This is a genomic window from Arthrobacter sp. SLBN-100, assembly GCF_006715305.1.
In the GTDB taxonomy this organism is placed as follows: Bacteria; Actinomycetota; Actinomycetes; order Actinomycetales; family Micrococcaceae; genus Arthrobacter.
Window position 1 is genome coordinate 1,559,083 of record NZ_VFMY01000001.1, and the last position, 15,483, is coordinate 1,574,565.

The 15,483-nt window shown below is 65.7% G+C and carries 10 protein-coding genes; 2 read left to right on the plus strand and 8 right to left on the minus strand.

The window, feature by feature from the left end:
• Positions 1–132 precede the first annotated feature (132 nt).
• Positions 133–1,086 carry an endonuclease domain-containing protein gene (locus FBY31_RS07205; protein WP_142038669.1) on the plus strand — a complete coding sequence of 318 codons (954 nt, stop codon included), beginning with the start codon at positions 133–135 and terminating at the stop codon, positions 1,084–1,086.
• A gap of 486 nt (positions 1,087–1,572) precedes the next feature.
• Here FBY31_RS07205 and FBY31_RS07210 read toward each other — a convergent pair whose 3' ends face one another.
• The 8 genes from FBY31_RS07210 to glmS form a co-directional block, all read right to left on the minus strand.
• Entirely contained in the window at positions 1,573–2,658 is a 1,086-nt protein-coding gene (locus tag FBY31_RS07210) for an inositol-3-phosphate synthase (RefSeq protein ID WP_142038672.1), read from the minus strand.
• Between the two features lie 163 nt (positions 2,659–2,821).
• The gene (mgrA, locus tag FBY31_RS07215; RefSeq protein ID WP_142038675.1) at positions 2,822–3,862 is read right to left on the minus strand and encodes an L-glyceraldehyde 3-phosphate reductase; all 1,041 of its coding nucleotides are present in this window, start codon (positions 3,860–3,862) and stop codon (positions 2,822–2,824) included.
• A 105-nt stretch (positions 3,863–3,967) separates the two neighbouring features.
• Complete coding sequence (treZ, locus tag FBY31_RS07220) at positions 3,968–5,737, minus strand: malto-oligosyltrehalose trehalohydrolase (protein ID WP_142038678.1); 1,770 nt, start codon at positions 5,735–5,737, stop codon at positions 3,968–3,970.
• Positions 5,734–8,061, minus strand: coding sequence for a malto-oligosyltrehalose synthase (gene treY, locus FBY31_RS07225; protein WP_142038681.1), 2,328 nt, complete (start codon positions 8,059–8,061; stop codon positions 5,734–5,736). Before treY ends, treZ begins: the two co-directional genes overlap by 4 nt.
• Positions 8,058–10,313: a glycogen debranching protein GlgX gene (gene glgX / locus FBY31_RS07230; protein WP_142038683.1), complete on the minus strand. Its 2,256-nt coding sequence runs from the start codon at positions 10,311–10,313 to the stop codon at positions 8,058–8,060. Before glgX ends, treY begins: the two co-directional genes overlap by 4 nt.
• A gap of 67 nt (positions 10,314–10,380) precedes the next feature.
• Entirely contained in the window at positions 10,381–11,976 is a 1,596-nt protein-coding gene (locus FBY31_RS07235; protein ID WP_142038686.1) for an NAD(P)H-hydrate dehydratase, read from the minus strand.
• A 26-nt stretch (positions 11,977–12,002) separates the two neighbouring features.
• Positions 12,003–12,350, minus strand: coding sequence for a holo-ACP synthase (locus FBY31_RS07240; protein ID WP_013601780.1), 348 nt, complete (start codon positions 12,348–12,350; stop codon positions 12,003–12,005).
• A gap of 139 nt (positions 12,351–12,489) precedes the next feature.
• Positions 12,490–14,376, minus strand: coding sequence for a glutamine--fructose-6-phosphate transaminase (isomerizing) (gene glmS / locus FBY31_RS07245; protein ID WP_142038689.1), 1,887 nt, complete (start codon positions 14,374–14,376; stop codon positions 12,490–12,492).
• 108 nt (positions 14,377–14,484) lie between these two features.
• On the opposite strand from glmS, the gene coaA reads away from it, so the two are divergent.
• A complete protein-coding gene (gene coaA / locus FBY31_RS07250) occupies positions 14,485–15,480 on the plus strand; it encodes a type I pantothenate kinase (RefSeq protein WP_200833328.1) in 996 nt (331 codons plus the stop codon).
• Positions 15,481–15,483 lie beyond the last annotated feature (3 nt).

Genomic DNA, 15,483 nt, shown 5'->3' on the forward strand with positions numbered 1-15,483 from the left:
CCGCACCCTTCCCACCAACGCCCCATCACCTCCCGCACCCTTCCCACCAACGCCCCATCACCTCCCGCACTGGTCTCGCCTGGCTGTGGATAACTTCTGCAGCTGTACGGCCTTTTAGGCCACAATGCCAACATGCCCAACCCCGTTGATCTGCCCCAGCCGTTGGCTAATGCCCCATTCACATTCACCTCGGCGCTGGGTTTGGGCGTATCGGCCAGCAGACTCCGCGGACGTGATGTAGTCCATGTCAGCAGGGAGGTATACCGCCCGTCGGACTGGAGTTTTGAACTGGAAGCCGCGGCACGGGCGCTATCTGAAGTGTCACCGGGAGCTTGGATTTCGCACGTCACCGCAGCGCGTCTGCACTGTCAACTGCTGCCGGCCTGGCTAACGGACTCGACCGAACTGCATTTGAGCAAGCCCAAGCAGCTGCCCCAAGTGCGCCGGAAAGGCGTAATCGCACACAGCGTCATCGCGTGGGAGGACGAGATTGAATGCGTTGGTGGTATCCGGATCAGCACACGTTCCCGAACATGGCTCGACTTGGCGCGCCGGCTGTCGCTAACTGACTTGGTCTGCCTGGGGGATCAGATCATCCGCATCCCTCGAGCACAGTTTGAAGGCAGATCGGAGCCATACGACAGAATGGACGGGCTCCGTGCCTTAGTTGGGCGACACCCGAACCTTCAAGGCATTGTTCGCGCCCGTGAGGCACTCGAGCTGATGAGGGTTGGGGCTGATTCGGCACCCGAATCCATGCTCCGGCTAGCAATGGCGGCAGACGGAAGCATACCCGAGCCAGACCTACAGATATCGCTTAGGCCGGATGACCCCGCCTCCCCTACTGCCGACCTTGGCTACCGTCACCGTCGTCTCGCAATCCAATACGACGGCGGGCATCACCTTCTTGATGCACAAAAATTTAGCGACCGACGGCGGGACAAGGCCTTCGAATCAGCTGGCTGGACCGTTATGGTCTTCACCAAAGAGGACGCTGCTAACGACTTTGAACGCGCCATTAAATTGATCAAGCGCTACCTGCGCACAGCGTGGACCGATTATCCGCAGGCAGCCGGTTTTGTTTGATAGATGGCATCCCACGTCTTGCGCTGTTGGCGGCAGTTCAACCGGTGGTGCTTAAGCGGGACACGGCAAGTGCCGGTAGCGGCGACATGGGCACACCGGCGGGCGACGCCGTCGTGCATCTCCAGCAGCCACAACTGCACCGAGAGCGCGGACCAGCTTATCCTTATCGCAGCCGTCGGTATGCACATGCACAGCCAACTGCTGTTGCGACGGCTTGCGCTCGCCCCAGCCACAGCATCCGCCGCTATGCACCGGCTCTGGGTACTCCCGCCCTAGGGAAGTGATGGGCCGTTCCGGGAAAAGACGCAGGACGTGATGGGGCGTTCCGGGAAAAGACGCAGGACGTGATGGGGCGTCTCCAGAAAAGGTGCAGGAGGTGATGGGGCGTTCCCGGAAAACCTGCGAAAGGTGATGGCGCGTGTTAAGCCGCGATGCTCCCCCACCCGGGCGGGTGAGGGAGCGTCGGGAACGGCAGGAGGGCGTCGCTTAGCGCTCGAGGTCGCCGCGGATGAAGGCTTCCACCTTTTCGCGGGCGAGGTCGTCATTGAACTGCTCCGGCGGGGACTTCATGAAGTAGCTCGACGCGGACAGCAGCGGGCCGCCGATGCCGCGGTCCAGCCCGATCTTGGCGGCGCGGATGGCGTCGATGATCACGCCGGCGGAGTTGGGTGAGTCCCAGACTTCCAGCTTGTATTCGAGCGATACAGGGGCGTCACCGAAGTTACGGCCCTCAAGGCGCACAAAGGCCCACTTGCGGTCATCCAGCCACTGGACGTAGTCGGACGGGCCGATGTGGACGTCCTTGGCAGCCAGTTCGGCCTCGACGTTGGAGGTCACGGCCTGGGTCTTGGAGATCTTCTTGGACTCCAGGCGGTCGCGCTCCAGCATGTTCTTGAAGTCCATGTTGCCGCCGACATTCAGCTGGTACGTGCGGTCCAGGGTGACACCGCGGTCTTCGAAGAGCTTGGCCATCACACGGTGCGTGATGGTTGCGCCGATCTGGCTCTTGATGTCATCGCCCACGATCGGCACGCCTGCGGCGGTGAACTTGTCCGCCCATTCCTTGGTGCCGGCGATGAACACGGGCAGGGCGTTGACGAACGCAACGCCGGCGTCGATGGCGCACTGGGCGTAGAACTCGGCAGCTTCCTGGGAGCCGACGGGCAGGTAGCAGACCATGACGTCAACGGCAGCATCCTTGAGGGCCTGCACCACGTCCACCGGCTCTTGGGTGGACTGTTCGATGGTCTCGAGGTAGTACTTGCCGAGGCCGTCGAGGGTGTGGCCGCGCTGGACGGTGACGCCGGTGGGGGGCACGTCAGCGATCTTGATGGTGTTGTTTTCGCTCGCCAGGATGGCGTCGGCAAGGTCAACGCCGACCTTCTTGCCGTCCACATCAAACGCGGCAACGAACTGAACGTCACCCACGTGATACTGGCCGAACTCAACGTGCATCAGGCCCGGAATCGTGGCCTTGGGGTCGGCATCCTTGTAGTACTGGACGCCCTGGACCAGCGAAGCGGCGCAGTTTCCTACGCCGACGATTGCGACACGAATCGGATGTGAAGACACGGAACTCCTTTAGGACAAAACGTCAGCCGGCCGGTTTCGGCTTCGAAGAAAGTACGACGACGGCCGGCAGGCTCGGCGCCGCACGGCGCCTTTTCATAGTACCCAACAGAGTGGGACGGGGGCTTGTTCCCCCGTCCCACCTTTTGGAATGACAGGGCGGAAATCAGACCGGCTGTTTCCAGAGGTTGATGTCCGATTCCACGGCGAACTCGTCGATGGCAGTCAACTCGTCGGCAGTGAATTGGAGGTTGTTGATGGCGGACAGGCTGTCCTCCAACTGCGAAACGCTGGACGCACCAATCAATGCCGAGGTCACGGGCGATCCCGTTGGCTGGTCCCGCAGGACCCAGGCGATGGCCATCTGCGCCAGCGTCTGCCCGCGCCCCTCGGCGATGGCGTGCAGGCCGCGGATCCGCTCCAGCTTCTCGTCCGTGATGGCATCCTCGGACAGGAACCGGGCCTTCGCGGCCCGGGAGTCAGCCGGAATCCCGTTCAGGTAGCGGTTGGTGAGCATGCCCTGGGCCAGTGGCGAGAAGGCGATGGAGCCCGCCCCCACCTGGTCCAGTGCTTCGTACAGGTTGGGGCTGCCGTTCTCGGTCCAGCGGTTGAGCATGGAGTAACTGGGCTGGTGGATCAGCAACGGCGTGCCGAGTTCCTTGAGGATCCGGGCTGCCTCCAGGGTCTGTTCGGGGGTGTAGGAGGAGATACCGGCATAGAGCGCTTTGCCCGAACGCACGGCATAATCGAGGGCGCCCATGGTCTCTTCCAGCGGAGTTTCCGGGTCCGGCCTGTGGCTGTAGAAGATATCCACGTAGTCCAGGCCCATCCGCTGCAGCGACTGGTCAAGGCTGGAGATCAGGTACTTGCGGGAGCCCCATTCCCCGTAGGGGCCGGGCCACATGTAGTAGCCGGCCTTCGTGGAGATCACCAGTTCGTCGCGGTAGGGCTTGAAGTCCTCCTGCAAGTGGCGGCCGAAGTTGGTTTCGGCGGAGCCGTCCGGGGGCCCGTAGTTGTTGGCTAGGTCGAAGTGGTTCACGCCCAGGTCGAAGGCGCGGCGCAGAATGGCGCGCTGTTCGTCGAAGCGCTTGTCGTCGCCGAAATTGTGCCAAAGGCCCAGCGAGATCGCCGGGAGTTTCAGGCCGCTGCGTCCGAGGCGGCGGTAGGGCATGGATTCGTAGCGGTTTTCCGCCGCGGAATAAGTCATACGTTCCATCCTGCCAGTTGTGACCGGCGCTACACATGATGGCCGGAAAAGTTACGCGGCCGGCTGACATCGCTCCCCGCGGCGTAACTTTTGCAGCCCGGTAAATCAGGACTTGAGGATCGCCGCGCTCCACGGCGCCAGGGCGAGGGCATTACCATCAAGGCCGGTCCCCTCATCGGTGGCCAGCAGGACCCTCCCGGAAACGTCGTCCAGCCGCAGCTTGGCGTCGGAGAAGTTCAGCAGCACCTCGACGCTCCCCCGGCGGAACCGCAGCCAGCGTGCGTCGTCGTCGAACGCCACGTCCGTCTCCCCGAAGCCAGGCCCGGCAAGCTCGGAATGCTCCCGCCGCAGCGCGGTCAGTGACCGGTAGAGGTCCAGCAGCCGGGCGTGGTCCCCGTTGGCTGCCTCGTCCCAGTTGAGCTTGGACCGGCGGAAGGTCTCCGGATCCTGGGGGTCGGGCACGACGGCGGGATCCCACCCCATGCGCTCGAACTCCTTGATGCGGCCTTCCGCGGTGGCCTCGCCCAGCTCCGGTTCGGGATGTGAGGTGAAGAACTGCCACGGCGTGCTCGCGGCGAACTCCTCTCCCATAAACAGCATCGGCGTGAAAGGCGACGTCAGCGTGATCACCGCAGCAACCGCCAGCTGCCCGTAGGACAGCGACTGCGAGAGCCGGTCCCCTGTGGCCCGGTTGCCGATCTGGTCGTGGTTCTGGTTGCACACCACCAGCGCCGCGGGGTGGGCCAAAGCAGGATTGACGGGCCGGCCGTGGTGCCGGCCGCGGAAGCTGGAGTAGCTGCCGTCGTGCAGGAAGCCGTCCCTGAGGACCTTTGCCAGCACCGCGAGGGACTGGAAGTCCCCGTAATAGCCGGTGGTCTCGCCGCTGACATTCACGTGCACCGCATGGTGGAAGTCGTCACTCCACTGCCCGTCCAGCCCGTAGCCGTTGGCGTCGCGGGGGTAGATCAGGCGCGGGTTGTTCAGGTCCGACTCGGCGATCAGGATTTTCGGCAGCCCGGTTTCGGCCGAAATGGCATCACCCAGGGCACCGAAGTCCTCCAGGATGTGCACGGCCCGCTCATCGCGCAGGGCGTGCACGGCATCCAGCCGGAGCCCGTCCACGTGGTAGTCCCGGAGCCACAGCGCGAGGTTGTCCAGGATGTACTCGCGCACCACGTCCGAGCCGGGGCCGTCCAGGTTCACGGAGTCGCCCCACGTGTTGGCGTCCCCCTGCTTCAGGTACGGGCCGAACTTCGGCAGGTAGTTGCCGCTGGGGCCGAGATGGTTGTACACCACGTCCTGGATGACGCCGAGGCCGGCGGCGTGGGCTGCGTCCACAAACCGCTGGTAGGCAGCCGGGCCGCCGTAACCCTCGTGGACCGCGTACCACTGCACGCCGTCGTAGCCCCAGTTGTGGGTGCCGTTGAAGCCGTTGACCGGCAGCAGTTCCACGAAGTCGATGCCGAGGTCCGCCAGGTAGTCCAGCTTTCCGGCGGCGGCCTCCAGCGTCCCCTCGGGAGTGAACGTACCCACGTGCAGTTCGTAGATGACCGAGCCCTGCAGGTCCTTGCCCTTCCAGCCCGCGTCCTGCCAGCTGTGGGCGGCCGGGTCAAAGGTCCTGGACAACTCGTGGACGCCAGTGGGCAGCCGCCGCGAGCGCGGATCCGGAAGCGGATGGCCGTCCCCGTCCAGCAGGTAGCCGTAGTCCACCTCGCCCTCCCCCGGAGCGTCCGGAGCCGTCCACCACCCCTCGTGCCCGGGCGCCGTTTCCTTCTTCAGCATCGGGTACTGCCGTCCGTTCGCCTGCAGGATCACCGAATGCGCGTCCGGGGCCCAGACGTCGAAACGCCCGGGCCCGCTGTTGACGAGGGTCATGCCTGTTCTCCATCCACCGGTACCAGCAAGGCCACCGGGTAGGTACCCAGGATCTCCGCCACCGAAACGATGCCGGCTCCGTACCCGGTGCCGGTGAGCTCGTCACGCATGGCCATGGAAAGTTCGACGGCGGTGTCCCGCCAGCCGCCGCCGGCCGCCAGTCCGGCGGGCAGCCGGGTGGCCAGCGTCAGCGCGCCCGGAGTCCCTTCCGTGCCGCGGTGGAACGCGATCAGATGCCCTGCAGCAGCGCCGGACGCGGTGACCGGGGTGTAGGCCTGGAACAGTTCGGGCCGGTCGCGACGGAGCCGGAGTGCGCGGGAGGTGACCAGAAGCTTGCTGGCCTCCGTTCCCGCCTCAGGCAACGTCCCGCCGTCGAGCTTTGCCAACTGCTCCTGGCGCGCCGCGAAGTCCACGGGACGCCGGTTGTCCGGGTCCGTCAGGGACCGTTCCCAGAACTCGCTGCCCTGGTACACGTCCGGGACGCCGGGCATGGTCAGCTGCACCAGCTTGGCGGACACCGAGTTGGTCACGGCATAGGAATTGATCCGTGAAACGAAGTCCTCCACCACCTTGGAGACGCGGGCGTCGTCGAACGCTGCATCAACGCCGGCCTTGACCTGGGACTCGAACTCCTCGTCGGGGTCCGTCCACTTGGTGGAGTTGCCGGCTTCCCGGGCAGCCTTTTCGGCATAGCCCTGCAGCCGTTCCCTGCTCGCCGGCCACGCTCCGACGATGGCCTGCCACAGCAGGTTTTCGTACGGGCCGTCCGGAATCGGCGCCAGCTCGCGGAGCCGGTTCAGGGCAGCCGTCCAGTCTTGAGGCAGTTCGGCGATGACCGAGATCCTGGCCCTGGCGTCCTCGCTGCGCTTGGTGTCGTGCGTGGACAACGTGGTCATGGACAGGGGAAGCTGTTCCTGCCGCCGGATCATCCGGCGGTGGAACTCTTCAGGAGAAACGGCAAATTCGGTAGGTTCAGCTCCCACCTCCGTCAGCGTGCCCAGCCGGGTGTAGCGGTAAAAGGCGGTGTCCTCCACGCCCTTCGCCATCACCATTCCCGAGGTTTGCTGGAACCGGACCGCGATGGGATTGGCCGGGTCCAGGAGCAGCGGCAGCAGCGTCCCCACGGCGACCTCCAGCTCAGGCCGGTAGGCCGCGGCGGACTCGCAGGCTTCCTTAAGGATCTCCGCGCCGGTGGGCAGGTAGCTCCGGTAGACCGGGAAAGCGGCGATGATTTCCGCCAGGGCGTCAGCCGCCTGTTCCACCGACAAACCGTGGGACTCCGGTACCAGACGGGCCAGGCGCAGCATCTCGGAGCGGAGGATGCCGTCCGCGATCATGCGTTTGGTGCCCCGGATCATCTCGGCATAGTCAGCGGGAACCGCGGAGCCCCTCAGCTTGGCGTCCAGGTCATCGAGCGCCTGCTGGCCGGCGGGATCAACGAAAATCCGGTCCACGTCCGCCAGGGCGTCATACCCGGTGGTGCCCTCCGTGGCGAAGTCCTGGGGCAGGACTTCGCCCGGCTCCAGGATCTTTTCCACCAGGATGTAGGCCCCTCCGCTGAGGTCCTTCAGCCAGCGCAGGTAGCCTGCAGGATCGGCCAGGCCGTCCGGGTGGTCCACGCGCAGCCCGTCCACCAGCCCCTCGCGGGTCCAGCGGCCCACCTCGGCATGGGCTTCCTCGAACACGCGCGGATTTTCCACCCGGATCCCCGCCAACGTTGTGACGGCGAAAAAGCGGCGGTAGTTCAGCTCGGCGTCGGCGCGGCGCCAGCCGATCAGCTCGTAGTGCTGGCGGCCGTGGACCTCCAGCGGGGAATCGCCGTTCGAATATGTGCCTTCGGCGATCGGGAAGCGGTGGTCGTAGTAGCGGAGCTCGCCATCCTTGATCTCCAGCTTGTCCAGGTCCCCGTCCGAACCCAGCATCGGCAGGCGGATCTTCCCGCCGGCCAGGTCCCACTCGACGTCAAAAGCGTCCGCGTACGGTGAGTCCTGCCCTTCCTTCAGGAGGGACCACCACCAAGGGTTCTGTGCCGGAGTGGCAACGCCCACGTGGTTGGGAACGATGTCCACCAGGACACCCATGCCGTGTTCGCGGGCGGCCTTGGACAAGGCCAGCAGCCCTTCGGGGCCGCCCCGCTCCGGGTCCACAGCGGAGGGGTCGGTCACGTCGTAACCGTGGTCCGAGCCCTGCTCCGCGGTGAGGATGGGCGAGAGGTACACCCAATCGGCCCCGAGCGATTTCAGGTACGGAACCGTTTCGGCAGCATCAAACAGGGTGAAGCTCCTGCGGATCTGGAGGCGGTAGGTGGAGGCGGGCACCCTCATTTCTTCGGCGCCTTCCGCGAGCCCACCTTCGTCGTCTTGCCGGGCTCGGCCACCGGGGGCGTACTGATGGACTCTGCTTCGCTGCTGGCGGTCTGGGTCAGCGCCGCAAGGGATGCAGCCACAGAGTGGTCCGGCTCAACTTCCGGAACGCTGTGGGCGCGCAGGACCACCAGGGACTTGGCCTCCACCGGCAGCGGCTGCCCGGCGTTGACGGGCTCGGTGTCCGCGTTCTGCCCGGCGGTGTCGATGATGACGTCCCAGGCAGGGGCGTACTCGTCTGACGGCAGAGTGAACTTGACCGTGTCGTCGTGCGCGTTGAAGTACAGCAGGAAGTTGACGTCGGTAATCCTGCGGCCCCGGCTGTCCTTACCCTGGATGCCGTCGCCGTTCAGGAACACGCCCACCGACCGGCCGAACCCGGCCTCCCAGGCCTCCGGTTTCATGTTTTCGCCCTCAGGGTCCAGCCATACGATGTCCGGAAGCCGCTCGCCCTCGCCCCGCAGGACGGGCCGGCCGTCGAAGAACCGGCTGCGGCGGAACGTCGGGTGCTTGGCGCGCAGGGCGTTCACTGCGGAGGTGAACTCGACCAGCGGCTGGTCGATGGACTCCCAGTTGATCCAGGTCAGCTCGGAGTCCTGGCAGTACCCGTTGTTGTTGCCCTGCTGGGTGCGGCCCAGCTCGTCGCCGTGCAGGAGCATGGGCACACCCTGGGACAGCAGCAGCGAGGCGATGAAGTTCCGCTGCTGGCGGGCCCGCAGACCGAGGACCTTCGGGTCGTCTGAGGGGCCTTCCACGCCGCAGTTCCACGAGCGGTTGTGGGATTCGCCGTCGTTGTTGTTCTCACCGTTCGCGTCGTTGTGCTTCTCGTTGTAGGACACCAGGTCCGCCAGGGTGAAGCCGTCGTGCGCGGTGACGAAGTTAATGGAGGCCACGGGGCGGCGGCCGGAGTGCTCGTAGAGGTCCGCGGAACCGGTAATGCGGGACGCGAACTCGCCCAGGGTGGCAGGTTCGCCGCGCCAGAAGTCACGGACGGTGTCGCGGTACTTGCCGTTCCATTCGGTCCACTGCGGCGGGAAGTTGCCCACCTGGTAGCCGCCCGGTCCAACGTCCCAGGGCTCCGCGATGAGCTTGACCTGGGAGACTACGGGGTCCTGCTGGATGAGTTCGAAGAAGGTGGAGAGCTTGTCCACATCGTAGAACTCACGGGCCAGGGTGGAGGCGAGGTCGAAGCGGAAGCCGTCCACGTGCATCTCTGAAACCCAGTAGCGCAGCGAGTCCATCAGCAACTGCAGGGAGTGCGGCTGGCGGACGTTCAGGGAGTTGCCGGTGCCGGTGTAGTCCATGTAGTGCTTCTCGTCGCCCTCCATCAACCGGTAGTAGGCGGCGTTGTCGATGCCCTTGAAGGACAGGGTGGGGCCCAGGTGGTTGCCTTCGGCGGTGTGGTTGTACACCACATCCAGGATGACCTCGATGCCGGCCTTGTGCAGCGAACGGACCATGGCTTTGAAGTCCTGGACCTGCTGGCCGGTGTCGCCGGTGGAGCTGTAGGTGTTCTGCGGGGCGAAGAAGCCGATGGTGTTGTAGCCCCAGTAGTTGTTCAGGCCTTTGTCCTGCAGGGTGCCGTCGTTGACGAACTGGTGCACGGGCATCAGCTCGATGGCGGTGACGCCGAGCTTCTGCAGGTGGGAGATGACGGCCGGGTGGGCCACGCCGGCGTACGTGCCGCGCTGTTCCTCGGGGATCTCCGGGTGCAGCTGGGTGAGGCCCTTGACGTGGGCTTCATAGATGACCGACTGGTGGTAGGGAATCCGCAGGTTCTGGTCGCCTTCCCAGTCGAAGAACGGGTTGATGACCACGCCCATCATCATGTGGCTGGCGGAGTCCTGGTTGTTGATGGACTCCGGCTCACCCAGGTTGTACGTGAACAGCGACGGGTCCCAGTCCACCTGGCCGTGGACGGCCTTGGCGTAGGGGTCCAGCAGGAGCTTGTTCGGGTTGAAGCGGTTGCCGGAAGCAGGATCATAGGGGCCGTGGACGCGGTAGCCGTACTTCTGGCCGGGCTGGACCTGCGGAATGTAGCAGTGCCACACGTACCCGTCCACCTCGTCCACCGGAATGCGGGTTTCCTTGCCGTCGTCGTCAAAGAGGCAGAGCTCAACTTTTTCGGCACGTTCGCTGAACAGGGCAAAGTTGGTGCCGGTTCCGTTGAACGTGGCGCCAAGGGGATAAGCCGATCCAGGCCAGACTTCCATAATGCTCCTCTTTATGATTCGGCAACAGCAGGCCATGGGACCCACTGCTGCCGGTGCGAACTAATGCCTACCGTAACGGCTGGGTGTGACTATTACGTTTCCCGGCCCCAGGGTTACTAAGCGTGCTTACTTTACCCCAAACCTGGGGTAAGGAATCGGCGATTCCGCCAGCAGCGATCGGCCCGCCGAGGCAGGCGTCCGACGCCGCCCTCCCGGCCCGGCCATGCAGCGCCGCTCCCAGCGCGGCGATCACCGCCCATCGCCCCTCCACTTTTATGCCCAACTTCCGGAAGCGTCCGACGTCGGAATCGGCCTGGGCGAGCAGCGCACCAATGACGCCGGCCAGGACATCACCGCTGCCGGCGGTGGCGAGCCATGGGGTGCCGTCCGCCTGGGCGAACACGTCCCCGGCGGGCGCGGCCACCAGCGTCGTGGCCCCCTTGAGCAGGACGGTGGCGCCAGTCAATGCGGCTGCCCGGCGGACGGCGGCAAGGGTGCACGCTTCCACGGCCGCCCGGTCCTCGTCGCCGCCCAGCCTCTTCAGGAGCGCGGCGAGCTCGCCGGCGTGCGGGGTCAGGATCACGTGCGGGGCCAGGACATCGGGAAGGGCGGGCAGCGCACCGGCGTCCGCCACCACCGGCAGGCCCGACTCGACGGCGTCGCCGGCGCGCTGCAGCTGCTCGTGGTCACCGGGGCCCATTCCCGAACCCACCAGCCAGGCCTGCACCCGGTTCTCGGCTACGGTGCCGGTACTGCAGACGACCTCCGGGCAGGATTGCCGCACCAGATGCGCAACCTCGGGCGGCCCCAAGTAGCGGACCATTCCCACTCCTGCTGCCAAGGCTCCCCTGCAGGCGAGGACGGCGGCGCCCGGATAGTCGGCGGAGCCCGCCACCACACCAAGGACTCCCCGCGAATACTTGTGTGCCCGCCGCGAAGGGTGCGGGAGGAGGGCGGCGATGTCACCGTCGTCGAGCCGGCGCAGCTCCGGGGTTTCGAAGTTTTCCTCAATGCCGATGGGCACCACTTCCACCCGGCCGGCATAATCGGCGCCGGGATCGGCCAGCAGCCCGGTTTTGGCCGCTCCGAACGTGACGGTCAGGTCCGCGGAAAGTATTGGCAGGGACACCTCGCCGGTATCGGCGTCCACGCCGCTGGGCAGGTCGCACGCGACCACAATGCCCGCGTCCGTTTGCCGGGTCCAAGCGTCCGCAATGCCGGTGACCAGACTGGCGGCGCTCCCCCGCAGCCCGCCTTTCGCGCCCGTTCCCAGCACGGCATCAATGACGACGTCGGCGCGCGCCGTGTCTGCAGCCAGCTCGCCGGGTGCCGCGTCACTGAGGTGCCGGACGCGGCCGCCGGCCCGCTCGAAAGCAGCCAAAGCCTGGGGATGGGCGGAGTCCGCGGTGAGGATCGCCGTCGTACGCATGCCCCGGGCGGCAAGGAAGGCGGCGGCATAAAGGCCGTCCCCGCCGTTGTTGCCCTTGCCCGTGAGCACCATCAGGGAAGAGCCGTAGATGCGAAGGCTGCGGGCCTTCAGCTCCCGGATGACCGCGACGGCCAGTCCGTGTGCGGCGCGCTGCATGAGGACATCGCCGAGTCCGGCAGCGAGGAGTGGTTCCTCTGCGTGCCGAACCTGGGTTCCGGTGTAGGCGTTGATCACGGTGTCAGTGGCGAAGGCCCGCCGGTTCAGCCTTCGGCCAGGACCGTGGCGGTGGCGATGCCGCCGTCGTGGCTGATGGAGAGGTGCCAGCGCTTGACGCCCTTGGCCTCGGCGACGGCCAGCACGGTGCCCTTGACCTGGACGGTGGGGCCGTTGTGGTCCAGCCCGATCCAGCAGTCCTGCCAGTTCATGCCGGCCGGCGCACCGAGGACCTTGGCCACAGCTTCCTTCGCAGCGAACCGTGCAGCAAGGGAGCGGGTGTTCAGCTCGCGCTCGGCCGGAACGAACAAACGGTCCCGGAGGCCGGGGGTGCGCTCAAGCTGGCGGCCGAACCGCTCGATGTCTACAACGTCTACGCCAATGCCAACAATCATGGCACTACTCTACGGTGACGCTGCGCTACTGGCCTGACCACCGCGCAGCGCAGGAGAGGTTAGGCGCAGCGCAGGAGACGTTAAAAACGGAAACCCCGGGTAGTTAAACCCGGGGTTTCAACTGTCCGAAGACAAGCAGTTACTCCACGGTGACGCTCTTGGCGAGGTTGCGGGGCTGGTCCACGTCGTAGCCCTTGGCGGCGGCGAGTTCCGCGGCGAAGATCTGCAGCGGGACAGTGGTCAGCAGCGGCATGAGCAGGACCGGCGTTTCGGGGACGTAGAAGACGTGCTCGGCGTACGCCTTGACGGCTTCGTCGCCTTCCTCGGCGATGACCAGGGTGCGGGCGCCGCGGGCGCGGACTTCCTGGATGTTGCTGATCACCTTGGCATGCAGCGATTCGCGGCCGCGGGGGGACGGGACCACCACGAACACCGGCTGGCCTTCATCGATCAGCGCGATGGGGCCGTGCTTGAGCTCGCCCGCGGCGAAGCCCTCGGCATGGATGTACGCGATTTCCTTCAGCTTCAAAGCGCCCTCGAGGGCCACCGGGTAGCCGACGTGGCGGCCCAGGAACAGCACCGACTTCTCGTTGGCCATGCTGCGGGCGAGCTCGCGGAGGGGACCTGCGTTGTCCAGGATCTTCTGGATTTTGGCGGGGATCTTATTCAGGTCCGCGAGGACGTCCTTGATCTGGCCGGAGAAGATGTTCCCGCGCAGCTGCGCCAGGTACAGGCCCAGCAGGTACGCGGCGGTGATCTGGGCCAGGAACGCCTTGGTGGAGGCCACCGCGATTTCCGGTCCGGCGTGCGTGTAGAGCACGGCGTCGGACTCGCGCGGGATGGTGGAGCCGTTGGTGTTGCAGATGGAGATGGTTTTCGCGCCCTGTTCCCGGGCGTAGCGGACGGCCATCAGGGTGTCCATGGTCTCGCCGGACTGGCTGATGGACACCACCAGGGTGTTCGCGTCCAGGATCGGGTCCCGGTAGCGGAACTCGTGCGCGAGCTCCACCTCGGTGGGGATCCGGCACCAGTTCTCGATCGCGTACTTGGCCACGGTGCCGGCGTAGGCCGCCGTGCCGCAGGCGAGCACGATGATCTTGTTGACCTGCTTCAGCAGCTGCGGGTCGATCCGGACCTCGTCCAGGGTCAGTTTGCCGTTGACGTCGGAACGGCCCAGCAGGGTCTGCGCCACGGCGTCGGGCTGGTCATGGATTTCCTTCTCCATGAACGAGCTGAACCCGCCCTTCTCCGCCGAGGCCGGGTCCCAGTCCACGTGGTATTCCTTGCCCTCAGCCGGGTTGCCGTAGAAGTCGGTGATCTCCACCGTGTCCGCGGTGATGGTGACGATCTGGTCCTGGCCCAGCTCCACGGCGCGGCGGGTGTAGTCGATGAACCCGGACACGTCCGAGCCCAGGAAGTTCTCCCCTTCGCCCAGGCCCACCACCAGGGGTGAGTTGCGGCGGGCGGCGACCACGACGTCGGGCTGTTCCGCGTGGACAGCGAGCAGGGTGAAGGCGCCTTCCAGGCGCTGGCAGGCAAGCTCCATGGCGCGGGTCAGGCCGCCGTTGGACGTATCGCCGCCGAGCTTGTTCCGGAAAATGTCCGCCAGCAGCGCCGCCGCCACTTCGGTGTCCGTCTCGGACAGGAACTTCACGCCCTTGTCCAGCAGTTCAAGCTTGAGTTCGGCAAAGTTTTCGATGATGCCGTTGTGGATGACGGCGAGCCTGCCGTCGTCGGCCAGGTGCGGGTGGGCGTTCCGGTCCGTCGGCCCGCCATGGGTGGCCCAGCGCGTGTGGCCGATCCCGGTGGCCGCCTCCGGCAGCGGATGGGCTTCCAGCTCGGCAATCAGGTTGCTCAGCTTGCCCGACTTCTTCCGGGATTCAATCAAGCCCTGGGACACAACAGCGACCCCTGCGGAGTCATAGCCCCGGTACTCCAGGCGGCGCAGTCCTTCAAGGACCACGTCCAGCGCACTGTGACTTCCGCCGTTACCAGAACGGCCCACGTATCCTACGATTCCACACATAGCCTCAAGACTATCGGCAGGGGTGCTTCAGATCTAAACCGGGACGCCGGGGCACGGGGCCGCTTCTGTTGCGTCTCCCGGTGTGCTCCAGCGCACACGCATTTCGCTATGTGCCGGGCGCGGGGCAGAATCTCTAACGTGACTGTGCAACGCAATGAGGCGAACGGCGAAGGTGTCTCCCCGTTCGTTGAGCTGGACCGGCAGACCTGGTCCCGGCTCGCTGACGAGATGGAACAGCCTCTTAACGAGGAGGATATTTTCCGTCTCCGCGGCCTTGGCGACCCCCTGGACCTCAAGGAAGTCCGGGAGGTCTACCTTCCGCTTTCCAGGCTCCTGCACTTGTATGTCGAGGCCGCCGGCCAGCTGCACGCCGCCACCACCACCTTCCTGGGCGAACAGACCCAGCGCACACCGTTTGTGATCGGCGTGGCGGGATCTGTGGCCGTGGGCAAGTCCACCATCGCCCGCGTGCTCCGCGAAATGCTGCGGCGCTGGCCCGGCACACCCAATGTGGAACTCATCACCACGGACGGTTTCCTGTATCCGCTGGCGGAGTTGAAGCGGCGGCAGCTGCTGGAGCGCAAGGGCTTCCCGGAGTCCTATGACCGCCGGGCTCTGCTGCGTTTTGTGAGCGAAATCAAGAGCGGCGCCGAGGAAGTCCGGGCGCCCTGGTACTCGCACGTCACCTACGACATCGTTCCGGGCAAGGAAGTGGTGGTCCGCCGGCCGGACGTGCTGATCGTGGAAGGGCTGAACGTCCTGGCGCCGGCCCGGCCGCGGCATGACGGCAAGCAGGGGCTGGCGCTGAGCGATTTCTTCGACTTCTCCATCTATGTGGACGCCAAGACCTCCTTCATCGAAGAGTGGTACGTGGACAGGTTCCGGAAGCTGCGCAGCACGGCCTTCGCCCAGCCGGAGTCCTACTTCCACCGGTATGCGAGCCTGTCCGATGACGAGGCTGAGAGCACCGCGCGCGACATCTGGAAGCGGATCAACGAGCCCAACCTGGAGGAGAACGTCCTCCCCACGCGTGGCCGGGCCCAGCTGGTGCTCACCAAAGAGATAGACCACTCGATCCGCCGCATGCTGCTCCGGAAGGTTTAGCAC